This is a genomic window from Spirosoma fluminis (assembly GCF_054778895.1).
In genome coordinates this window covers 149,817-172,104 of sequence record NZ_BAAGZD010000013.1, presented here as the reverse complement: position 1 = coordinate 172,104, position 22,288 = coordinate 149,817, and the positions used below count along the sequence as shown (strand labels likewise).

Below are 22,288 nucleotides of genomic sequence, written 5' to 3'. Positions count from 1 at the left end.
CTGACCTTTCGACAGAATTAATCAGTAACCAGCCCAATCAATCCCTGATCAGCCATGGAATCTAAACACGACCCTATTCTTTGGAAACAAGCAAAAGCCCGGGTTGGCTTTCGAATGCACCTTCGCTCCTATCTGCTTTTCAACGCCGGATTCTGGCTCATCTGGGCCGTCATCAACTTCTCGATTCACAACTCAGCCAATCACGGTTTCCTGTTCCCCTGGCCTATCTTCCCCACAATTGGCTGGGGTATCGGGCTACTCTCCCACTACTTCGCGGTTTACCACCGCGGCAACGAAAGGTCGATGATCGAACAGGAGTACCAGAAGCTGGTTAACCGCCAATCGACGTTTTAGTCGATAATACGTAGACATGCCCAAAAGCTCAGTGTAGATGACACGGATGCCTTTGGGCATTGTTTAGTCAACACTTAAACCGCCACCGGTGCTTTAATGGCCGGGTACGGGTTGTAGTTTTCGAGCGTAAAATCGTCGTACGTAAAATCGAAAATAGAGCTTACCGCCGGGTTCAGTCGCATGATTGGCAATGAGCGTGGTTCGCGGGCAAGCTGCGTTTCGACCTGCTCCAGGTGATTCAGATACAGGTGCGTATCGCCCCCAGTCCAGATAAATTCGTGTGCTTCGTAACCACATTCCTGCGCAATCATCATGGTCAGCAACGCATACGACGCGATGTTAAACGGCACGCCCAAAAAGACGTCGGCGCTTCGCTGATACAACTGACAGGATAATTTCCCATCAGCTACGTAGAACTGCATCAGCAGGTGGCAGGGTGGCAGAGCCATACTGGGCACATCGGCCGGGTTCCAGGCCGAGATAATCATCCGGCGCGAATCCGGATTCTTCTTTAACTGATTCAGCACGTCCTGCAACTGATCAATGACCCGCCCGTCGGGGGCCGCCCAGCTCCGCCACTGTTTGCCGTAGACGGGCCCCAGATCGCCGTTCTCATCGGCCCATTCATCCCAGATGCTGACGCCGTTGTCTTTTAGATACTTGATGTTGGTGTCGCCTTTGATAAACCAGAGCAGTTCGTGGATAATGGATCGGGTATGCACTTTTTTGGTGGTCAGCAACGGAAAGCCTTCCTGCAAATTAAACCGCATCTGGTAGCCGAATACGCTGAGGGTACCCGTGCCGGTACGGTCAGTTTTGCGAGTACCCTGATCAAGAATATGGCGAAGTAAGTCGTGATATTGGCGCATACGACAAAGAAACGAAAAAGGTGGCTTCCATGGAAGCCACCTTTTTCGTTTACCAGGATAGATTCGTTTGACGGGTCTGTAAAACTCCTGTCATCTAGTTAATCTCGAATGAATACGTAATCTCAGCCGACGGGCGAAACTGAGCGGTGGCTGAGCAGTATTTGTCCATCGACAAATCAATGGCACGCCGAACCTTTTCCGCGTTCAGCTCTCCTTTCAGCAGGTACGTAATGTGAATTTTCTTGAACGGCGCTGGGGTCGCTCCTTTTTCGCGCAGGCCATCGACTTTCAACCGAAAGTCATCGATACGTTGCTTTTGCTTGTTCAGAATCAGGATCACATCAATAGCCGAGCAGCCGGCAAGCCCCATGAGCAGCATTTCCATCGGCCGGGCACCCGCATTGTGTCCGCCAATATCGGTGGCGGCATCAATGTGCTGCGCTACTCCCGACAGACCGACGGCTTCAAAGTGAAATGCATCGTCTACCCGAGCGAGTTCAACCTGCATTGTATTAAATTCAGTAGTAGTGTCAACCGGTTGTGAATCAAGCATAATCTTTTTTGCGTTTATACCTAAGAGTTCGTAGTTTCACTAACCAAACCAACGTACCATGTCCGAAAAATTCACTGACGACCTCTTCGATCTTAAAAACGACCGGCGGCTGAGCGTGTATCTCTACCGGGCAGGCTTTGGTGCGTGGCTGCTGTATATCGTGTCGGGTGCCCGGTTCATGCAGTCGGTTAGCATGTATCGAACAGATTTTGGGGTGTTCTCGTTCTTTCTGATGGTTATGGGCCTGTCGGCCTCCATGATTTACGACTATCATCACCACCCCGTCGAATTTGCGCAGAAAAAGAAGTGGCTTGCTGTCAGCTACTTAGTTCTAGGTGCACTCGTTTACTTTTTTATCCTTCATAACGAGCCGATTGCCTTACCGCAGTTATTTAGCCAGAGCCTGTTCTAAGCCCGCACTCGCTCCGTTGCTCATTGACGAATTGTACACCGTTTCGGTACGTCCTACAAATTCCGAATGTAGCGCTGCCCACCCAGGTACCGCATTTGCCGCGAAATTTGCCGGGTCCGGCGCTGAATGTAATTCGACGGATTTTTGATGGAAAACAATCGGGGATTAGGTAATACCGCAGCAATTCGGGCGGCTTCGTTCCGGGTCAGTGTTGCCGCTGAGTGGCCGTAATACCGCTGGGAAGCGGCTTCTACCCCAAACGTCATGGGGCCCGTTTCGGCCACGTTGAGATATACCTCCAGGATGCGTTTTTTGCCCCAGATCAATTCGATCACCGCCGTAAAATACACTTCAAGGCCCTTGCGGATATAGCTGCGCCCGTTCCAGAGGAACACGTTTTTGGCGACCTGCTGCGAAATGGTACTGGCTCCCCTGGGTCGTTTTCGGTGCTGATTTTCTTTAATCGCATCCTGAATCTCGTCAAAATCGAACCCCCAGTGCACAGGAAACGCCTGATCTTCAGACGCGACAACCGCCAGCGCGGCTTCTTTACTCAACTGGTCATAGGCCCGCCATTTCTTATACACATGACTGCTTTCGTCGGCCCCAAACGTATCAATCCAGCGCGACACAATGAGCGGAGTCACCCACACGGGCACATACTTCAGCACCACCACGTAGCCGAGCGAGCCGAAGAAGAGCCACAGAAAAGCTTTGACGCAGAACCAGTAAACACGCTCCAGCAGTGGCCGCTCGCGAATGAACCGGCGGGCCCGTTGCCAACGTCCCGTTTTTTGCAAGCGCTGCGTAGACGCATGAGCCGCTTTTGGGCGGGGCGGGGGCGCGTTGCGAAACGTATTGGTCGGGCGTTGGGGATTCATAACGGCAAGTCTGTTGTGCGAAAATAGCAGTCGCACACTTGGAAACGTGCGCCAGAGACAGGTTTATTGCGAAAAATTTACCTTTCTTCCGCAACGGCTACGCGCCTGCCCTACTCCATAAAAAGCGTTGCGGCCACCCGATCGGCAAAAAGCTTCCCTGGCTCTGTCAATAGGAGCCGATCATCCTGCTGAAGAAGCCAGCCGGTGTTAATCATATCAGCCAAATCGTGAGCCTGTAACGTAGTAAAATCGGCACCCGCGAGGCTATTCAGCTCGGTCAAAGAACACCCCCACTGAGTACGCAGACCCGTCAGCAGGTATTCGTTGACCTGGTCAGCTCTACTCAACTCTTCGAGCGTAGCCGGTACGTTTCCCTGCTGGATTTGGGCGATATAACGCGCATTATTAGCACTATTGTACTGGCGGGAGGGGCCGTTGTACGAATGCGCACTCGGTCCAATACCCAGGTATGCGCGACGTTGCCAATAGGCGGTGTTATGCCGGGCGTACTGTCCGGGCTGGGCAAAGTTCGATATTTCGTAATGCTCATAGCCCGCAGCCCGCAAGGCCTGCGTCAGTTGTTCAAAGTGAGCAGCCGCCAGGGCTTCATCGGCGGGGGGAAGTTTTCCTTTCTGCTGCCAGCGCCCAAAAGCAGTGTCGGGCTCTATGGTTAACGCATAGGCCGACAGATGAGGCACGTCTAAAGCCAGCGCTTTCTGCAGATCGGCCTGCCAGAGCGACTCGTCGCGGTTCGGTATACCGTAGATCAAATCAATGCTCAGATTGTCAAAGCCCATTTCGCGGGCCAGCCGAACGCAGGCTTCGGCCTCTCTGGCTGTATGCGCCCGGTTCATCCAACGTAACGTAGCCTCGTCAAACGTCTGAATTCCGATACTCAGGCGATTCACGTACTGCCGCAGCATCCTGAGCTTATCCGGCGTCAAATCGTCCGGGTTCGCTTCAAGCGTTAGTTCGGCCGACGGCGACACCTGATACTGCGTGTGAATGACCTCAAAAATTTGCGCCAGCTCCGGCTCCGTCAGCAACGAAGGGGTTCCTCCTCCGAAGTAAATCGTTTCGAGCTGGTTAGTAGGTAAGTACGCGTACTGCAACCGAATCTCGGCACAGAGCGCATCCACCAGTGCTGATTTCTGAGTCAGGTTGGTGCTGAAATGAAAGTCGCAGTAATGACAGGCTTGCTTACAGAAGGGTATATGAAGATAAAGATGCATCTCTTTCTATGACAAGAAAGCAGGTCTGCGGGTTCCTCAAAGCGTTTTTTCCAGCACAATCATCAGCCCATGTTTCCCTTGCAACGTACCGATAATATCGAAGCCCGCGCGCAGGTTCAGGATAAGCATGGAACGCCATTGGTTGTAGGTCTGCGTGCGAACCGTCCGGTACCCCTGCTGCCGACACCAGTCGTGCTGCTGACGCATGAGTTCGGCGGCTATCCCATGCCCACGATGAGTTAACCGCACACAACCCAGCCAGCTATAGAACTGATCAGGTTGTCGTTCGTAGCCGAGTTTACAGCCAACCACCTGCTGGCCCTCGAGGGCCAGAAACGTCGGTACGCTGGTGTGGGCCAGCTGATACGTCAGTTCGGCGAGGGTATCCTCCCGGCTGCGACTGCTGAATACGTTTTGGAGTACCTCCAGGAGCGACGACCGCAGTGGCTCGTCGGGCAGGCTATCGTACTGTTCGTACCGAATATTCATGGGGTAAAAATGACAAAAATCAACTATGTTGCATGAACAGTTTCCATTAAAAATGACCGACCCGTCCGCTCCACTCCCCGACTCGTCTGCCCAAACGCCTACTGATGACCAGATTAAGCTCCGGGAACTGACCACCCAAAGCTGGAACTTGGAACTGGTGATTTCGGGAGCTGCCTTGTTTGCTACCCTTAGTTTACCCGAACTGCTCGATGGTGCGCTGACGTACTACCGCTATAATCTGATGCCCGATACCGATTACGTGCACGATATGCTGCCTACGCTGGTGTTGGGTCTAAGCAAAGGGGTGTCGTACGTTCTGTTCGTGGCCTTTCTGCTTAATTTCGTGATGCGGGCCTTCTGGGTAGGACTGGTTGGCTTACTGGCCGTTTATCCAGACGGCATTCGCTACGAGCAGATTTATAATATGAGCGAGTATGCCCGCCAGCGCTTCGCCCGGGAGATGGGATCGCTGGACGAGTTTATCATTCGGCTCGACCGACGCTGCAACGTCATCTTCGCGCTGGCTTTCGCCCTGGCGCTGCTATTGTTCGGTATTGCAGCTGCATACCTGATTTTTATCGGTATTGGCACCCTGTTGCAGGTAATCCTTCCGCCTGATACCTATACAGTTGTGCGTACCGCCTTTGGCTGGTTGGTCGGCTGCGTATTTCTGCTGTATATGCTGGCGGGGTTTATATTAAACCTGCCAAAATTTCGCGACAACCCAGATCTGGCCCCTATCTCCTTTCGGCTCAGCCAGCCACTCAATTTTCTGGGCATACACCGACCACTGCTGTATATTACATATACCTTTTACAGTCAGATTCCCAAGCCCCAGCTACAACGCCGTCTCTATGTCGTCTTTGCGGTATTTTTTCTGACAGAGGCCATATTTATAGGCAGTCAAACCTTACAGACGCGGGGTGTTACCAGTATACTCGATAGCCGGTCATTTATCAGCCTTCGCGATTCGAGCCGCACGCTCAACGCCAATACCTTCGACAATTTACGTCCGGCTGACAACCTAATTGATAAAGCCAGTATTCAGGCCGATGTAATTCGGGAACCGTTTGTGCGGTTGTTTGTGGGGTACCCTAAGATCCTGGATAGCGAACTGAGCAGGCGGTATAAAGAGCCTGCGTGGCCAGATAGTCTATCGCGGAGGGCCCGGCGCGAACGGCGCGCGGCCTGGTATCTGCAAACGTTTCAGCGGTACTTCGGCGTTTACGTGAACGACTCCCTATACAAGTCACCTGATTTTCTGTTCACTCAACGCCCTGATAATGAGCAGCGGGGTTTAACCACCGTATTGCTCCCTACTAATCTGAAACCCGGAAAGAATATCATTCGCCTGACGGTGCCCGGCGAGAATGACCAACCCGCTGAAACCTATGCACTGATTCAGTTTTGGTACGTACCTGAACCGTAGCCGTAAACGACGGCTGTACCCTGGCGATTACGTCCCGATCGTGCGCCCTAAGGAATATGAAGGCTAAAATTGCCGGTCAGTCCGGGCACTTCTTGCAGCGTTTGCCCTTTTTATACTTCTTGCAGCACTTTTTCAGCACGCATTCGCTGCCCAGAAACGAGTTGGTTTGTAAAACAGCTTTTTCGTGTGCTAACGAGATGACGTGGTCAACGGGAGAAAACTCAGCGTTCATTAGGCGGATTTGTTACTGGCACAAATTTACTTTATTTAGATCAATTACAAACAATGTTATGAGAAAAGTTTTAACTGCTGCTTTGAGTGTTCTAGTCAGTGCAGCCGTTGCTCATGAGTTCTGGCTCCAGCCCAACCGCTTTTTTGCGCGGATAGGCGATCAACTTAGCGTGCAGATACTCGTCGGCGAACACTTTACCGGCGAGCGGTCGGAAGGTAAAACCAATCGTATTGCGGACTACCGACACCACACCGCTACCGGCACTGCCGATCTGGCTCCAATGATAACCGGTGACACGTATGGCAACGTATCGATTCCCTTAAATACCGAAGGAACGCACCTGATCAATTTTGCCAATACACCAAAGTTACTCAGTATGAAAGCAGACAGTTTTCTGCTGTATTTACGGGAAGATGGCCTCGATTCGGTCATAGCCGCCCGTCAGCAGCGGGGTGAAGCGGATAAAGCCAGCCGGGAGCTGTACCAACGCTGCGCTAAAACGTTGGTGCAGGTAGGCACAGCTACCGATCGGACGTACTCAAAAAATACGGGCATGCCTTTAGAAATTATTCCCGCCAAAAACCCCTACGATCAGCGCTTCGGACAGAGAGCTGAGTTTAAAATCCTGTTTATGGACAAACCGCTGGAGGGCGTGCTCGTGCGCTACTGGACCCGCACCATCGCCAACCAGGTTATCGAAGAAACGCAGCGTACCAACGCCCTGGGCGATGTCAGCTTCCGGCTGCGGGCGGGCCGTTGTATGATCAGCCTCGTTCACATGGTACCAGCGGCTGACCTGAAGCAGGCCGACTGGCATAGTTACTGGGGGAGCCTTACATTTGGTTGTCGTTAATGATTGTCTTATGTCTTCTCCATTCGCCACCCTCCACCGCTACCGGACTTATGCTCCGTTTCTGCTCCGGCTCGCGTTTGGCTACGAACTCTTCGATGCGGCCGGGCATACGGCTCTCCACCCGACGGAAGGCATACCCGGTTATGCCGACTGGTTACGGAGTCTGGGGTTTCCGTTTCCGGTGGCCAGTGCCATTCTGTCGGCCTATACCGAAAGTATCGGGGCTATTTTGCTCGTTATCGGGTTTAAAACCCGCTGGGCTGCCCTTGCGTTAGGGATTAATTTCGCGTTCGCCATTGCCGTAGCCCATCTGGCCACGCACGATACGTACAAAAACACCTTTCCGGCCCTCAATCTGTTTGCCATGATGGTGTTCCTGTTGCTGAACGGGCCCGGCAAACCCTCCGTCGATGAAGGCCTGTAAATTGTATCTCTGTATTTTCCTTATTGTATCCGCCTGCGCATCCGTAGCAGCGCAGACGCCGACCATACAGGACACCGTACTGACTGGCTACACACGCACCGCCGTTACGCCCCTGTATTATGGACTCGGCACGGACCGGCTCGGCGGGGCACGTATGGAAACCCTCGACTCGGGTATTGTCCTGACGGTAAACGGCTTAGCCTGGGTAGGTGCGGATTCGTCAAATCGGTTCTGGCGCGTCCGGCTTGCCCCATCGCTAACGGCTTACGTACCGGTTGCCCAGGTAGCCGTCGATACGTCCGGAGGGTATCCGGCGGGTGCCCTGATGGGGAATTGGCAGGTCCACGGCGACTCGGTTAGCACCGATCGAGGTTCCCGGTTTGATTACGTCGCCATTCAGCTCCCTGCCCGCTTCCCCTACCGTAGTCAGCAGCAGGTAAATCCGGCACGGCTCATAATCGACGTATTTGGTGTGACGCCGAATACGAACTGGATTACGCAGCTAGCCTCCAATCGGGAAATCAAGACGGTCTGGTTTGAGCAACCGGCCGATGAAATCACTCGAATTTACATTGACCTGAATCATGCGCAATCATGGGGGTATTCGGTATATTACCAGCGGAATACCTTGTTTATTCGCGTACGCCGTCCACCCCGGCAGCGCAGCTTACGAGGGCTGACCATTGCCGTAGATGCCGGGCACGGGGGCAGCAATACGGGCGCTAAAGGAGGCCAGTCGGGCAGACTGGAAAAAGACTTGACGCTGGATGTGGCGAATCGCCTGCGAGCACTGCTCGAACGAGCTGGTGCCACCGTTGTCATGACCCGTACGACCGATACGTTGCTGGGGCCAACGGCCCGCATACTGGCCATGCGCCGAACACTGCCCCATATACTGGTCAGCATTCATTTCAACGCATCGGGTAATGCGCGGGTGCGGGGCGTCAGTACGTATTACAGGCACGTCGGCTTTCGGCCGCTGAGTCAGGCGATCCTGCGGGAACTTCGAAAAACCAACGCCCCGGAGTTCGGCAACGTGGGTCATTTCAATTTCTTTTTCAACGCCCCTACCGACTACCCGAACGCCCTGGTCGAAGGGCCATTTTTGAGCAATCCCGCCGACGAAGCCTTACTGCTCGAAGATCGCTTTCGCCAGGCAATGGCGAAAGCGATCCGAAACGGCCTGAAACGGTTCGTTAAACAACGCTGACCAACGTAGTTACTTGGAGGATTGGGGGTTTATCGTAAGATTTCACCCGTCAGATACAGTTGTACCTGACCACTGATGTCGACCCGGTCGCCGTTGAGCTTACAGCGCAGATACCCACCCCGTTTCGAAACCTGACGGGCCGTAAGCTCTTCTTTACCAAGCTGCTCGGCCCAATACGGGACCAGGGTCGTGTGCGCCGAGCCCGTAACCGGGTCTTCGTCGATACCCGACTGCGGACCAAAGAATCGGGAAACAAAGTCAACGCCTGAATCAGCATTCCCCGGTGCGGTGACAATCACGCCCCTGGCGGGCACTGTGCTCATCTCCCGAAAATCGGGTTCCAGGGCTTCGACCTGCGCCTGGGTTTCATACACCAACAGATAGTCCGTCTTGCCTTTGAATATAGCCAGTGGTTTTTCGTCTAAACTCGTCAACAGCGCTGGGGGCTGTACGTTAGCTTTCTGGACCAGATCGACGGGGAAGTCAAGCGTCAGCCAGTTGTCTTCGCTCCGGCAAACTTTGAGCGTACCCGAGCGCGACTCGAAAAAGATCTGGTCTCGCTCCAACTGCTCTTCCAGATAAAAGGCAACATAGCCAGCGGCCAACGTAGCGTGTCCGCACAAATCGACTTCAACGGTTGGTGTAAACCAACGGATGTGGTAGTTAGCGTCGCCTTCCGTTTTGACGTAGAACGCGGTTTCGGCTAAATTATTCTCGGCCGCAATCTGCTGCATCTGTTCATCAGGAAGCCAGTCCGTCAACGGAACAACGGCCGCCGGATTCCCCGCAAATAACTGATCGGTAAACGCATCGAGCTGGTATATACGCATAAATAATCGCGATGTGCTGGGCACAAGTTATGATTTAGGAATGGTACTCGTTTCTTGCAATAGGTCGAACGTATCTGACGAAAATGCCGTCAATGAAGGCAGAATCACGTCGGCCAGGTCAAATTTAGGGTCATTCCGTTCAAAGGCGGCCGGAACGGCAATCGTGCGCATACCAGCCGCATGGGCCGACCGCAGTCCGCTTCCGGAGTCTTCAAAGGCCACGCAATCAGCCGGGGACACGCCCAGTTTACGCGCCGTACCTAGGTAAACGTCCGGCGCGGGTTTATTGCGGGCTTCAAGCGTAGCGGAGTGCCACAGCACGAGCAGATCACGAATCCCCAGCCGCGTAACGACGACGTCGATCAGGCTCATGGGCGAAGCCGACGCAATAGCGGCTGGCAGGCCCTGCCGCGCGAAAAACGCAAGGACTTCGATAGCGCCGGGCATGGGTTCAGCCAGGTTGGCAATCCGCACGTGGACGCCGTCCGTAATAGCCTCTGCCAGATCAACCAGCCGTCGGCCGGGCTGTTCCTCAGCGGACCAGGGCGCGCGGGCATACCAGTACTTTACTACGTCCAGAATGGGCATGCCCGTTGTCTGCTTGCATTCGTCATCGGTTAACTGTAGACCGACGGTCGCAAACACGTCCCGTTCCATTGCGCGCCAGTGGGGTTCCGAATCCACCAACAACCCATCCATGTCAAATATCGCTGCGTGTATCAAAATTAGTTGTATTCAAAAGTGTCGGGCGCTGTGGCCATTAACCAGCCTGGTTTTAAACTGACCAGATCATTTCTAGAACGCTCCGATCCATAAAAAAGGCTCAGCAGGAGGTTAACTGGAAATCCGTTGCCTGCGTGTCCGTCCTGTTCTAACCAGTTCTCCTAATCCATAGCTATTTAACAATCGGACTACCAGCTTTACCCATTTTCTTAGTGTAGACTCGTTAATTCGATCAAACTGCCTCTACTACGCTACCCAGAAGCGTTATACGTCGGCTTTACGGAACGGTTTTACGTCGATCGTTTCCCAAACTCCTTCCACGGCATACGGATCAGTTTGCAAATACTCCGCGAGTTGGTCTTCCGTATCAAGCTCCAGCAACAGCATCGAACCGATCATCTTCCCGTTTGGATCGAGCAAAGCACCGCCGAACAGAAACTGACCTTTTGCTTTCAGTTGCCGGACAAAGTCGAGGTGGCGAGGCCGTACCTCCATTCGTCGGTCGAGTGCCCCCGAATCCGTGTGATCATAAGCGTGGATAACGTATTGCATTGAATCTGTCGTAATTTCGTTGGGCAAGATACCATCTTTCGAGAATTTCGCCCTAACCTTTACGGTGTTTCTCTGCTTTTTTTGCCGACATAACGGTGCAGATTCTGTCTACCGGGCACACTCGTCCTGCCTTCTCTGCTCCACCCCTGCCCACCGTTCTGATTTACCTGCTCAACAACAGAATTGTTAATCGCTGACTTGTCTACTGAACCAGCGGATGGCGGTTTTGTCCCTGACAGAAATTAATTTGTTTCCCGCTTTTCTTCTTAATTTCCGGCTTTTTAGTCAGTTCGCCTACCTCATCATCTCATGAAGCGCCTTTTTTGCTGGCCGCTGGCCATGCTAACGTTACCGGTTCTTGCCCAGCCTAAAGCGGTGGAAGTTCCCGCCCGGGCAGCTACCACCCTCACTGTCGAAACCATTATGCAGGACCCCAGGGTCTGGATGGGTGTCTCCCCGAGCAACCCGGTCTGGTCCGATGACTCCAGGACGTTGTATTTCAGCTGGAATCCGGTTGGTGAAAAAGCCAAAGGCGACTCCCTGTACAAGGTTACTTTTACCGCTGGCCCGCGCGGTAAAGCGTTGGTGGCCTCGCAACCCCTGAAGGTGAGTCCAGCCGAGCGCCGGGCGCTGCCTGCCGCCCCAACGGCCGCCTACAATCGGGCCCGAACCCAGCGGATTTTTGAACGGCAGGGCGATTTGTTCTGGCTCGACGTAAAAACCGGACGGACGCGTCAGCTAACCAATACGGTGGACGCCGAAACGGATGCCCTTTTTTCGGGCGACGAGCAGCGGGTCATCTTCCGGCGCAGTCCAAACCTATACAGCATTGACATTCAAACGGGCATGCTCACTCAGCTCACTGATTTCCGTACGGGTGCTAAAAAGGCCGACTCCAAACTCACCGACGAGGAAAAAGTTCTGAAGCAGGATCAGTTGCGGTTGTCGGACGTACTGAAGGAACGAAAGGAAAAGAAAGACGCCGGGGAACGAATCACGAAAGCCGACCGGCCGAAACGGCCGAAAGAAATTTACCTCGACGAAAAGCAGCTCGTCAATCCGCAGCTTAGCCCGGATGGCCGCTTCGTTACGTACCGGCTCAGCAAAAGTGCCGCGAACGCGAAAACGGCGCAGGTGCCCAACTACGTAACGGAATCGGGTTATACCGAGACTATTTCCGCGCGTACCAAGGCAGGCGCTCCGTTGCCCACGCAGGAATTTTTCGTGTATGATACCGTAAAAGACACCGTTCGGACCGTTGGCACAGCGGATATTCCGGGCATCGGCGACAAGCCAGCGTTTCTGAAAACGATCACAACCAGTAAAGCAGACACCAGCAAAAAGAACCGCCCGGTGGTAATCAACGGCCCGGTCTGGTCGGAGGATGGGAACCTGTGCGTCGTGGTGGTCCGGTCGCTCGACAACAAAGATCGCTGGATTATGCGTCTTGATCTGGACGCAAGCCCGGCCGGAGCGCCGAAACTCTTCCTGCTCGACCGCCAGCATGACGATACCTGGATCGGCGGGCCCGGCATCGGCCCGGCCAATTCAGTTGGTAACATGAGTTTTCTGGCCGATAACCAAACCCTCTGGTATCAGTCGGAAGCCGACGGCTACTCGCACTTGTACTCAGTGAACGTATTGACTGGCGTAAAAAAACAACTGACATCGGGCAAATTTGAGGTGCAGCAGGTGCAATTGTCGAAAGACAGAACCCAGTTTTTCCTGCAAACCAACGAAGTTCATCCCGGCGAACAGCACTTTTATCGCATGGCCGTCTCGGGCGGTCCGCGTGCGAAACTAACCGGTATGACCGGCGCGAACGACGTAACGCTTTCGCCCGACGAAACCAGACTGGCGATTCGCTATTCGTCCACTAATCAGCCCTGGGAATTATATGTCAGCCCGATTGATGCGCCCGCCAGTCCAACGAAACTGACCAATTCCTTAACCGATACGTTTAGAGCGTACGACTGGCGGGAGCCAACTCTGGTGACGATACCGTCCCGCGATGGGCAGACGATCTACGGTCGGCTGTACAAACCCGCGAAAGCTACCGGTAAAGCTGTTGTATTCGTCCACGGCGCGGGCTACCTGCAGAATGCGCATAAGTGGTGGAGCCAGTACTTCCGCGAGTATATGTTCCACAACCTGCTGGTTGACCGGGGCTACACGGTGCTTGACCTGGATTACCGGGCCAGCGCGGGCTACGGCCGCGACTGGCGAACGGGCATTTATCGGCACATGGGCGGTAAAGACCTCGACGATCATGTCGACGGCGCGAAATGGCTGGTACAAAATCACGGAGTAGACGCCAACCGCATCGGCATCTACGGAGGCTCGTACGGCGGATTTATTACGTTGATGGCCATGTTCACAACCCCCGACGTGTTCAGGGCCGGAGCCGCGTTACGTCCCGTTACCGACTGGGCGGCTTATAACCATCCGTACACGGCGAATATTCTCAACGAACCTCAGACCGATTCGCTGGCCTATCGTCGCTCGTCGCCCATCAATTTTGCCGAGGGGCTAAAAGGGCATCTGCTCATCTGCCACGGCATGGTCGACGTCAATGTGCATTTTCAGGATGCTGTTCGGCTGGCTCAGCGCCTGATCGAGTTAAAGAAAGAGAATTGGGAACTGGCCGCTTACCCGGTCGAAGATCACGGCTTTGTAGAACCAACCAGCTGGATGGACGAATACAAACGTATTCTGAAGTTATTCGAGGAGCGTCTGTAAGCCTCACCAACTCCCCGTTTGGGCCGGAATGGAACGTGTTGAACAGCTTCCGTTCCGGCTCTTGTTTTTACACAGTTCGGAGCTGGTATTTTGCTGACGCAGCCACCTTCACAGAAGCTGCCCCACACGTTGAAGAACGTCGTCGGCATTTGTTTCGCCGGAAACGATCAGATGAGCCTGGCTGTAAAAGGGTAGCCGCGCTACGTAGCGGGCCTGTAAACTTTGTAACAATTCGGGGTCGTTGGGGCTGTAAAGCGGTCGGTCTTCCTGCGCATGAGCCATCATCCGACGCACCAGCACCTCCACCGGCACATCCAGAAAAACCGATACGCCGGCTGCATTAATGTACTCTATGTTCTTGTGGAAGCAGGGCATGCCGCCACCGGTCGAGACGACCAGACTCGCTCCCGGACGTATCGTTCGCAGAACCTGTCGCTCAGCCTCCCGAAAGTAAGCCTCCCCCGATTCGGCGAAAATAGTCGCGATGGAGCGCCCCTCATTTCGCACGATGAGCTTATCGGTATCCACAAAACGATAATGCAGCACATCGGAAATACGCTTCCCCAATGTACTCTTGCCCGAAGAAGGCATCCCAACCAGGAATATATTTTTCATGGGTCAACGAGTGAACGAGCGCAGGAGTGATCAGAGCTATTATTAGCTCCCCCATTCTTTCACTCTTTCCTACTCATTTTACGCTCTCAAGAACCTCAGCCGCGTCCGGCGTTGTATTATAATGCCATTTACCCCGCACTACGCCATCTTTCATGAGCCACGTACCAGGATTTGATCGCATGATGGTTTTAAGCACCGTCGCGTCGGCTTTATAGTACGGAATCTCTTCCAACTGAAATTCTTTGCGGAACGCCTTGATTTCGTCATCGCTGGTCGAGGTCAGGATATATGTTGACACGGTAGAGCCTTTTAACCCTTCGGCCAGCGCCCGAATGGCCGGAATACTGCCGGCATCAATTCCTTTCGTGGTTTTAACGATGATGAATAACTTGTTACCTTCAAACGACTGCTGGGTAAAATCGCCCTCGTCGTTCCAGATGCGGTAATCGGTAATCTTGGGCTTGGCACTTTCGTTGACCAGCACCATTTCCTTGAACTTATAGCTCTGGTCAGCCGGGTACTGCTCGAATTCGGTGGTTTTACCTCCTTTTTCCATTATGTATTTGTACCGCAGGGGCTCCGAAGGTTTCATACCCGCCGGAATGCTTTTGCCAACGGCGTACGGCAGCATATCGATCGGAGGCAGGAACTGAACGGCATAAATCCCCAGAGCCAGCGTCAGTACAGTCGTAATGCCGACCAGCCAGCCGGTGTTACGCGGACGAATCCGGTTTCGGTGGCCAATGATAAACAGGATCAGAATCGTCAGCACAACGTCCTTCCCGAAGGATGTCCACGGCTTGAGCTTAATGGCATCCCCGAAACAGCCGCAGTCCGTTACCCGGTTGAAATACGCCGAATAAAACGTCAGAAACGTAAAGAAAACGATCAGAAAAAACAGCAGCCAGGTCGTTGTTTTAGGTTTATACGAAGCCAGCAGCGCAACTCCTAAAATTACTTCGGCCGCGCAGAACAGGACGGACATAGCCAGCGTGAACGGTACCAGCCCCATAAAGAAATCATGCAGGAACGGTACGTCCTGGGCAAATACCTCGAAATATTCCTCAAATTTTATCTGCGTTCCAATCGGGTCGTTCAACTTGATCAAGCCGGAGAAGATAAAAACAACGCCAACCAGCACTTTAGCGATCCGGGCCGCAATCAGCATGGGCGGAGTACCGGTTTTGACTTTTGGTGGAGTGGTAGTTTGATTCACGTGTAGTTGCTGAATAAAGGCTAGAAAATAACCGACCCAAATGGCCTGACGCTTCCCGACAGGTCGTTAGTAACTTAGAGACTTGTCAGTTTTATTAAACAGAAAACGGCATAGTTGATCATATCCATATAATTAGCCTCAACGCCTTCGGAAACCAGCGTACTGCCCCGGTTGTCTTCGATTTGCTTCGTACGCAACAGCTTCATCAGAATAATATCGGTCATTGAGCTCACCCGCATCTCGCGCCAGGCTTCGCCATAGTCGTGATTTTTGGCAAACAGCAGGTCAATAACCCGGCCAATCTGCGCATCATACAGCCGTTCCAGCTCGTCCGTCGGAATATCCGTACGCGAATCACTGATTAACTGCATCTGAATCAGGGCCATAACGCAGTAATTGATAATTCCCACAAACTCGGGCTCGATACCTTCACCGACGCGACTAACGCCGGTTTCCTGTAACGTACGTATGCGCTGCGCTTTGATGAATATCTGGTCAGTAATGCTGGGAAGCCTTAAAATCCGCCAGGCGGTACCATAATCCTGATTCTTTTTTAAAAATAAATCCTTGCAGCGTTGAATTACCTGCCGATATTCGGTTTCCGTAGTGGACATGGTCATTACCTGGTCATTCGGTGTCGTTGCTAGTCATTCGTCGGCTCGATCGTTTACCAATGCACGATACCATCGACTATAGATGACGCTTAACTGACATTTTTAATGGCGAAAGTTACGAAAAAAACGCTTAACTGCCGGGGTCGGCTGGTTTCCTTAGCTACACCGGCTGTAATGGGCATCCTCAACAGCACGCCTGATTCGTTTTTTGCCGGAAGCCGCATTTCGCTCGACAAAACCGTAGAAACAGCCCAGAAAATGCTGGCCGAGGGGGCCACCTTTCTGGATGTGGGCGGGTACTCGACCCGTCCCGGTGCCCCCCCTGTAAGTCCGGCCGAAGAAGCCGATCGGGTACTGCCGATTATCGAAGCCATTTTAGCCGTTCTGCCGGATACCTTGATTTCGATTGATACCTATCGGGCAGCGGTGGCCCGGCAGGCCGTTGACGCGGGTGCCGTTCTGGTTAATGATGTGTCGGGGGGTACGTTGGATAATGCGATGTTCGCAACGGTCGCCGGGCTGGGCGTTCCGTATATACTGATGCACATGCGGGGAACGCCCCAGACCATGCAGTCGCTAACCCATTATACCAACGTAACGAACGAGGTTATCGATGAGCTGGCCGGTCGGTTAGCCCACCTTCGCGCCCTGGGACACAAAGATGTTATTCTCGATCCTGGTTTCGGCTTTGCCAAAACACCGGCCCAAAACTTTAAATTACTCCAGCACCTCGACGCCTTTCAGGTGTTCGACGAACCCGTGCTGGCCGGTCTCTCCCGCAAATCAACCATCTGGCGGACATTAAACACGACGCCCGACCAAGCGCTGAATGGCACGACGGTTCTGAACACGATTGCCCTCACGAAAGGCGCGGCTATCCTGCGCGTGCACGACGTTCGGGAGGCCGTAGAAGCGTTGACGTTGCAGCAGCAGTTAACTTTTTTTTAGGGCAACTATTGCGCTTACTGAATCAAAACCCTACTTTTGCATTCCCAAACGACAACGACTCCGTTTCAATTGGGAAATGATTCGGTAGCTCAGCTGGTAGAGCAATACACTTTTAATGTATGGGTCCTGGGTTCGAATCCCAGCCGAATCACCAAAACGCAAAAAGCCGCTCGATCGAGCGGCTTTTTGCGTTTTGGTACGCCATATGTAGACCACAATTTATTCTTGAAGAGTCATCAATATATTCACTTTTCAAGAACAACTATAATCAAATTCACAAAGGAGCTGATCTGCAATATAATTCCGACAAACGCTATTTTTGCCAAATTTTTTTTATAGTATATTGCGTGACTTTGTCGCAAACATTCGTTATTCCAGCCCCTGTCTCCTATTCTAATTACCCGCTGGACGGATTGTTAATTTCTATTTTTTTAATTTAAGCTTTCTTTTTTTGACATTCTCCTAATTGGGATGCTAAAAACGACTGCCTCATCCAACGCTGTTACGACCATGTCTGATCAGGTTGACCAACAAAACCCACTAGAGAACTCCGGCAATTCAGGTCTGTATCGCCCCGAGTTTGAACACGACAACTGTGGAATTGGCTTTGTCGCTCATATCAAGGGGCGCAAATCGCACCAGATTGTGGCCGACGCGCTGCAAATGCTTCGGCGCATGGAACACCGGGGCGCCGTAGGTTCGGAACCCAACTCGGGCGATGGAGCCGGTCTGCTCATCCAGATTCCGCACGAGTTCTTCCTCGATGAGACTCGTAAATTAGGTGTGCACCTGCCACCCGCGCTGGAATACGGTGTAGGGATGGTGTATTTTCCGAAGGATGTCTGGTTACGGGAAGAGTGCCGGGCCATTCTGAACCGGAACATGAAAAAGCTGGGGCTGGAGCTGCTTTGCTACCGGGTTGTGCCGGTCAACAACAGCGACCTGGGCAATGGCTCGCGTTCGTGCGAACCCCAGATGGAGCAGGTGTTCATTAAACGCCCAGCGGATATTAACAACCCCGAAGATTTTGAGCGTAAACTTTACATTCTACGAAATTATAGTACCCGCCTGATCAATGAGACGGTGGCGGGCGTCGATACGTTCTATTTCTCGTCGCTTTCGTGCCGGACCATTACGTATAAGGGGCAGCTCACTACGCTCCAGCTTGAGCCTTATTTTCCGGATCTGCAACGGGAAGAAGTGGTTTCGGCCCTGGGTGTGGTGCATTCCCGCTTCTCCACCAATACGTTCCCATCGTGGAAGCTGGCGCAGCCATTCCGGTACATCGCCCACAACGGAGAAATTAACACCGTTCGGGGTAACGTAAACTGGATGAAAGCGGCCGAAGGGCTGCTGGAGTCCTCGAAGTTCACGAAAGACGAGATGGACATGCTACTGCCCATCTGCGATCCGAACCAGTCGGATTCGGCGAACCTCGACAATGCCATTGAATTGCTGGTCATGAGTGGCCGGTCGTTGCCACACGTCATGATGATGCTCATTCCCGAAGCCTGGGATGGTAACGAGCACATGGACCCCGCCCGTAAGGCGTTCTATGAATTCCATGCGGCTTTAATCGAGCCCTGGGATGGTCCCGCTTCAATCTCCTTTACCGATGGACGGATCGTCGGCGCTACGCTCGACCGGAACGGCCTGCGTCCATCCCGTTTTTGGGTTACCAACGACGATATCGTAATCATGGCCTCTGAAGTAGGCGTTCTTGACATTGATCCGGCGAAGGTGGTTTCGAAAGGCCGTCTGCAACCCGGCAAGATGTTTCTGGTCGATATGCAGCAGGGGCGCATCGTATCGGACGAAGAGATCAAAGCCGAAATGTCGTCCCGCAAGCCGTATCAGGAGTGGCTGGACGCCAACAAGATTCGGATTTCCGATCTGGAAGCGCCGATTCGGTCCTACAATCCGTATGACCCGGCTAAGCTCCTGCGGATGCAGCAGGCCTTTGGTTTTACGTCGGAGGATCTGCGGATGATTCTGGGCCCGATGGTCGAAACCGGCAAAGAAGCGCTGGGCTCGATGGGTACCGACGTACCACTGGCCGTTTTGTCGGAGCAAAGCCAGCATCTGAGCCATTATTTTAAGCAGTTATTCGCGCAGGTGACGAACCCGCCCATCGACTCGATTCGGGAGCGGTCGATCATGTCGCTGATTTCGTTCGTTGGCGCTACCTATAATTTGCTCAGCGAATCGCCCGAGCATTGCCGCCAGGTTGAACTCGACCAACCGGTACTGACCACTTCGGAGTTCGACAAGCTGCGGTTTATCGACAAGCCGAAGTTTCAGGCAAAAACGATTAACTGTCTGTTTACCGCCGACGGCCAGGGTAAGTCGCTCGAACGGGCGCTGGACCGGATTTGCCGCTACGCCGAAGACGCCATTCAGGACGGGTATTCGATTCTGGTACTTTCTGACCGGGCCATCGACTCCAGCCACGCGCCGATTCCGTCTTTACTGTCTACGTCCGCGATTCACCATTACCTCATTCGGCAGGGCCTGCGGGGTAAAGTCGGTATCGTGGTCGAAGCGGGTGACGTTTGGGAAACTCACCACGTTGCCACGCTGATCGGGTACGGGGCTTCGGGCGTGAACCCGTATATGGCGTTCGAGACGATTGCGAACATGAAAGAGAAAGGGCTGTTGCAGGTCGATTACGACCTCGACAAGCTCTATAAGAACTACGTAAAAGCCGTTAATGGCGAACTGCTTAAGATCTTCTCGAAAATGGGCATCTCTACCCTGCAATCGTACCAGGGGGCCATGATTTTCGAATGCTTAGGCTTGAACGAAGACGTAGTAAGCCGGTATTTTACCGGTACGGTTTCCCGAATCGGTGGCATGGGTCTCGATGAGATTGCCCGTGAGATACTGATCCGCCACTGTGTAGCCTTCCCGGACAAGCCTGTTGCTGTTCCTCGTCTCGAAGTTGGGGGTATTTATCAGTGGAAACAGCGGGGTGAAAAACACATTTTCAACCCGGACACCATCCACCTGCTCCAGCAGTCGACCCAGCGGAACGATTATCAACTCTTCAAGAAATACTCGAAGCTCATTGACGATCAGACGCAGAAGGCCATTACGCTGCGCGGCCTGCTGAAATTCAAGAAAGGTACGCCTGTTCCATTGGATGAGGTTGAACCAATCGAAAGCATATTCAAGCGGTTTGCTACCGGGGCGATGTCGTTCGGCTCGATCTCCTGGGAAGCGCATACTACGCTGGCCATTGCCATGAACCGCATCGGTGGCAAGAGCAACTCCGGCGAAGGTGGCGAAGACGAATTGCGTTACAAGACGCTCGAAAACGGCGACAGCCTGAACTCCGCCATTAAGCAGGTAGCCTCCGGACGCTTCGGTGTAACCAGCTACTACCTGACGAACGCGGAAGAGTTGCAGATCAAGATGGCGCAGGGTGCCAAGCCCGGCGAAGGGGGTCAGCTGCCGGGCTTTAAGGTAGATGACTGGATCGGCCGGACGCGCCACTCCACGCCCGGTGTCGGTCTGATTTCGCCCCCGCCCCACCACGATATTTATTCGATTGAGGACTTAGCGCAACTCATTTCTGATCTTAAGAACGCGAACCGTGATGCACGCATCAGTGTAAAACTCGTTTCAGAAGCGGGCGTTGGGACCATTGCCGCCGGTGTGGCAAAGGCCCATGCCGACCACCTCCTGATATCAGGACACGACGGTGGTACGGGTGCCTCTCCCCTGTCATCGATCCGCCATGCGGGTCTGCCCTGGGAGTTAGGTCTGGCCGAAGCGCACCAAACGCTGGTACGTAACAAACTGCGGGGACGTGTAACGGTACAGGCCGACGGTCAGATGCGTACAGGCCGCGATTTAGCCATTGCCGCCCTGCTGGGTGCCGAAGAGTTTGGTGTAGCTACCGCAGCTCTGGTTGCTACGGGCTGTATCATGATGCGGAAGTGTCACCTGAACACCTGTCCGGTAGGCGTTGCTACGCAGAACAAAGAGCTTCGCGCCTTGTTTACGGGCAAGCCGGAGCACGTAGTAAACATGTTCACCTTCCTGGCAACGGAGCTGCGCGAGATCATGGCCGAACTGGGTTTCCGTACGATCAACGAAATGGTCGGTCAGGCGCAGATGCTCGAACTCCGCCATGATCTGCCGCACTGGAAATACAAAAACATCAAGCTGGATGCCCTGCTTTACAAGCAGCCCACTAACCTCGATGTAGCCCTGTATAAGCAGGAAGAGCAGAACCATTACCTGGACGATGTACTCGACCGGAAGCTGATCGACGTTGCGCAGCCTGCCTTACAAACAGCCGAGTCGGTATACGCCGAGTTTACCGTTCAGAACATCGACCGCAGTATCGGTACGATGCTGTCCAACGAAATCTCAAAGGTATACGGCGGACCTGGCTTACCCGAAAGCACCATTCACTTTAAGCTGCGCGGTACAGCCGGACAAAGCTTTGGAGCCTTCAGCACGAGCGGCATTAAACTTGAACTTGAAGGTGACGCCAACGATTATTTCGGCAAAGGACTCTGCGGGGCTCAACTGATCGTATATCCGGATCGAACTGCTACGTTCAAACCCGAAGAAAACAGCATTGTCGGTAACGTATCGTTCTACGGTGCAACGTCGGGCGAAGCCTTTATCCGGGGTATGGCCGGCGAACGATTCTGCGTACGTAACTCGGGGGCGAAGGTCGTTGTCGAAGGCGTCGGCGATCATGGTCTGGAGTACATGACCGGTGGATTGGCCATTATTCTAGGACAGACCGGCCGCAACTTTGCCGCGGGTATGTCGGGTGGCGTCGCCTACGTCTGGGATCAGGATGGTACGTTTGCCTCAAAGGTGAACCCCGAAATGGTCAGTCTCGAAGCCTTAACCGACGAAGATCAGGCCATCGTGCGTGAGTACGTAGACAAGCACTTCCAGTACACAACCAGTAACGTAGCGTTGTCACTGATTCAGGACTGGACGAACGGCATTGGTCAGTTCGTGAAGGTCATGCCTGGCGACTTCCAGAAGGCGTTGGCTAGCCGGGGCATCTCACTCGCCGATCAGATCCGCGACAAGAATGTAGTGTACCAGGATATTGTGGTGGATGTGACGCAGGGGTGAGTCC

The 22,288-nt window shown here is 53.4% G+C and carries 20 protein-coding genes and 1 tRNA gene; 10 read left to right on the top strand and 11 right to left on the bottom strand.

Annotated features, from left to right (window positions below):
- Positions 1–54: 54 nt before the first annotated feature.
- Positions 55–354, top strand: coding sequence for a 2TM domain-containing protein (locus ACYVBJ_RS16610; protein WP_460983428.1), 300 nt, complete (start codon positions 55–57; stop codon positions 352–354).
- A 74-nt stretch (positions 355–428) separates the two neighbouring features.
- Here the strand turns inward: ACYVBJ_RS16610 and ACYVBJ_RS16605 are convergent, their stop codons facing one another.
- On the bottom strand, positions 429–1,223 hold the full coding sequence (locus ACYVBJ_RS16605) for a thymidylate synthase (protein WP_460983427.1): 795 nt from the start codon (positions 1,221–1,223) through the stop codon (positions 429–431).
- Between the two features lie 94 nt (positions 1,224–1,317).
- Positions 1,318–1,776: an OsmC family protein gene (locus ACYVBJ_RS16600; RefSeq protein ID WP_460983426.1), complete on the bottom strand. Its 459-nt coding sequence runs from the start codon at positions 1,774–1,776 to the stop codon at positions 1,318–1,320.
- Between the two features lie 58 nt (positions 1,777–1,834).
- On the opposite strand from ACYVBJ_RS16600, the gene ACYVBJ_RS16595 reads away from it, so the two are divergent.
- Positions 1,835–2,188 carry a hypothetical protein gene (locus tag ACYVBJ_RS16595; RefSeq protein WP_460983425.1) on the top strand — a complete coding sequence of 118 codons (354 nt, stop codon included), beginning with the start codon at positions 1,835–1,837 and terminating at the stop codon, positions 2,186–2,188.
- A gap of 53 nt (positions 2,189–2,241) precedes the next feature.
- Here ACYVBJ_RS16595 and mtgA read toward each other — a convergent pair whose 3' ends face one another.
- The 3 genes from mtgA to ACYVBJ_RS16580 form a co-directional block, all read right to left on the bottom strand.
- Positions 2,242–3,069 carry a monofunctional biosynthetic peptidoglycan transglycosylase gene (gene mtgA, locus ACYVBJ_RS16590; protein WP_460983424.1) on the bottom strand — a complete coding sequence of 276 codons (828 nt, stop codon included), beginning with the start codon at positions 3,067–3,069 and terminating at the stop codon, positions 2,242–2,244.
- A 110-nt stretch (positions 3,070–3,179) separates the two neighbouring features.
- Positions 3,180–4,301, bottom strand: coding sequence for a radical SAM family heme chaperone HemW (hemW, locus tag ACYVBJ_RS16585; RefSeq protein ID WP_460983423.1), 1,122 nt, complete (start codon positions 4,299–4,301; stop codon positions 3,180–3,182).
- A 36-nt stretch (positions 4,302–4,337) separates the two neighbouring features.
- Positions 4,338–4,790 (bottom strand): GNAT family N-acetyltransferase, encoded by a 453-nt coding sequence (locus ACYVBJ_RS16580; RefSeq protein WP_460983422.1) that lies wholly within the window; start codon positions 4,788–4,790, stop codon positions 4,338–4,340.
- 52 nt (positions 4,791–4,842) lie between these two features.
- Between ACYVBJ_RS16580 and ACYVBJ_RS16575 the strand changes: the two genes are divergently transcribed.
- The 4 genes from ACYVBJ_RS16575 to ACYVBJ_RS16560 all read left to right on the top strand — a co-directional run bounded on the left by ACYVBJ_RS16575 (position 4,843) and on the right by ACYVBJ_RS16560 (position 8,938).
- A complete protein-coding gene (locus ACYVBJ_RS16575; protein ID WP_460983421.1) occupies positions 4,843–6,219 on the top strand; it encodes a hypothetical protein in 1,377 nt (458 codons plus the stop codon).
- A gap of 290 nt (positions 6,220–6,509) precedes the next feature.
- On the top strand, positions 6,510–7,304 hold the full coding sequence (locus ACYVBJ_RS16570) for a DUF4198 domain-containing protein (protein WP_460983420.1): 795 nt from the start codon (positions 6,510–6,512) through the stop codon (positions 7,302–7,304).
- Between the two features lie 10 nt (positions 7,305–7,314).
- Entirely contained in the window at positions 7,315–7,728 is a 414-nt protein-coding gene (locus ACYVBJ_RS16565) for a DoxX family protein (RefSeq protein ID WP_460983419.1), read from the top strand.
- Positions 7,715–8,938, top strand: a complete 1,224-nt coding sequence (locus ACYVBJ_RS16560; RefSeq protein ID WP_460983418.1) for an N-acetylmuramoyl-L-alanine amidase family protein — start codon at positions 7,715–7,717, stop codon at positions 8,936–8,938. The genes ACYVBJ_RS16565 and ACYVBJ_RS16560 overlap by 14 nt, the downstream gene beginning before the upstream one ends.
- Before the next feature lie 29 nt (positions 8,939–8,967).
- On the opposite strand, the gene ACYVBJ_RS16555 is transcribed toward ACYVBJ_RS16560, so the two are convergent.
- The 3 genes from ACYVBJ_RS16555 to ACYVBJ_RS16545 form a co-directional block, all read right to left on the bottom strand.
- On the bottom strand, positions 8,968–9,768 hold the full coding sequence (locus ACYVBJ_RS16555; protein WP_460983417.1) for a PhzF family phenazine biosynthesis protein: 801 nt from the start codon (positions 9,766–9,768) through the stop codon (positions 8,968–8,970).
- Positions 9,769–9,795: 27 nt separating this feature from the next.
- Complete coding sequence (hxpB, locus tag ACYVBJ_RS16550) at positions 9,796–10,491, bottom strand: hexitol phosphatase HxpB (RefSeq protein ID WP_460983416.1); 696 nt, start codon at positions 10,489–10,491, stop codon at positions 9,796–9,798.
- Positions 10,492–10,755: 264 nt separating this feature from the next.
- A complete protein-coding gene (locus ACYVBJ_RS16545; protein WP_460983415.1) occupies positions 10,756–11,043 on the bottom strand; it encodes a YciI family protein in 288 nt (95 codons plus the stop codon).
- A gap of 309 nt (positions 11,044–11,352) precedes the next feature.
- On the opposite strand from ACYVBJ_RS16545, the gene ACYVBJ_RS16540 reads away from it, so the two are divergent.
- Positions 11,353–13,782, top strand: coding sequence for a prolyl oligopeptidase family serine peptidase (locus ACYVBJ_RS16540; protein ID WP_460983414.1), 2,430 nt, complete (start codon positions 11,353–11,355; stop codon positions 13,780–13,782).
- Between the two features lie 108 nt (positions 13,783–13,890).
- On the opposite strand, the gene ACYVBJ_RS16535 is transcribed toward ACYVBJ_RS16540, so the two are convergent.
- The 3 genes from ACYVBJ_RS16535 to ACYVBJ_RS16525 all read right to left on the bottom strand — a co-directional run bounded on the left by ACYVBJ_RS16535 (position 13,891) and on the right by ACYVBJ_RS16525 (position 16,227).
- On the bottom strand, positions 13,891–14,397 hold the full coding sequence (locus tag ACYVBJ_RS16535; protein ID WP_460983413.1) for a shikimate kinase: 507 nt from the start codon (positions 14,395–14,397) through the stop codon (positions 13,891–13,893).
- A gap of 73 nt (positions 14,398–14,470) precedes the next feature.
- A complete protein-coding gene (locus tag ACYVBJ_RS16530) occupies positions 14,471–15,565 on the bottom strand; it encodes a BT_3928 family protein (RefSeq protein ID WP_460983536.1) in 1,095 nt (364 codons plus the stop codon).
- 122 nt (positions 15,566–15,687) lie between these two features.
- Positions 15,688–16,227: a DUF1599 domain-containing protein gene (locus ACYVBJ_RS16525; RefSeq protein WP_460983412.1), complete on the bottom strand. Its 540-nt coding sequence runs from the start codon at positions 16,225–16,227 to the stop codon at positions 15,688–15,690.
- Between the two features lie 105 nt (positions 16,228–16,332).
- Here ACYVBJ_RS16525 and folP point away from each other — a divergent pair, with 105 nt between their 5' ends.
- From folP to gltB, 3 genes are all read left to right on the top strand, one after another.
- Entirely contained in the window at positions 16,333–17,175 is an 843-nt protein-coding gene (gene folP, locus ACYVBJ_RS16520; RefSeq protein ID WP_460983411.1) for a dihydropteroate synthase, read from the top strand.
- A 78-nt stretch (positions 17,176–17,253) separates the two neighbouring features.
- Positions 17,254–17,329 (top strand) — tRNA-Lys (locus tag ACYVBJ_RS16515).
- A 356-nt stretch (positions 17,330–17,685) separates the two neighbouring features.
- The gene (gene gltB / locus ACYVBJ_RS16510; RefSeq protein ID WP_460983410.1) at positions 17,686–22,284 is read left to right on the top strand and encodes a glutamate synthase large subunit; all 4,599 of its coding nucleotides are present in this window, start codon (positions 17,686–17,688) and stop codon (positions 22,282–22,284) included.
- Positions 22,285–22,288 lie beyond the last annotated feature (4 nt).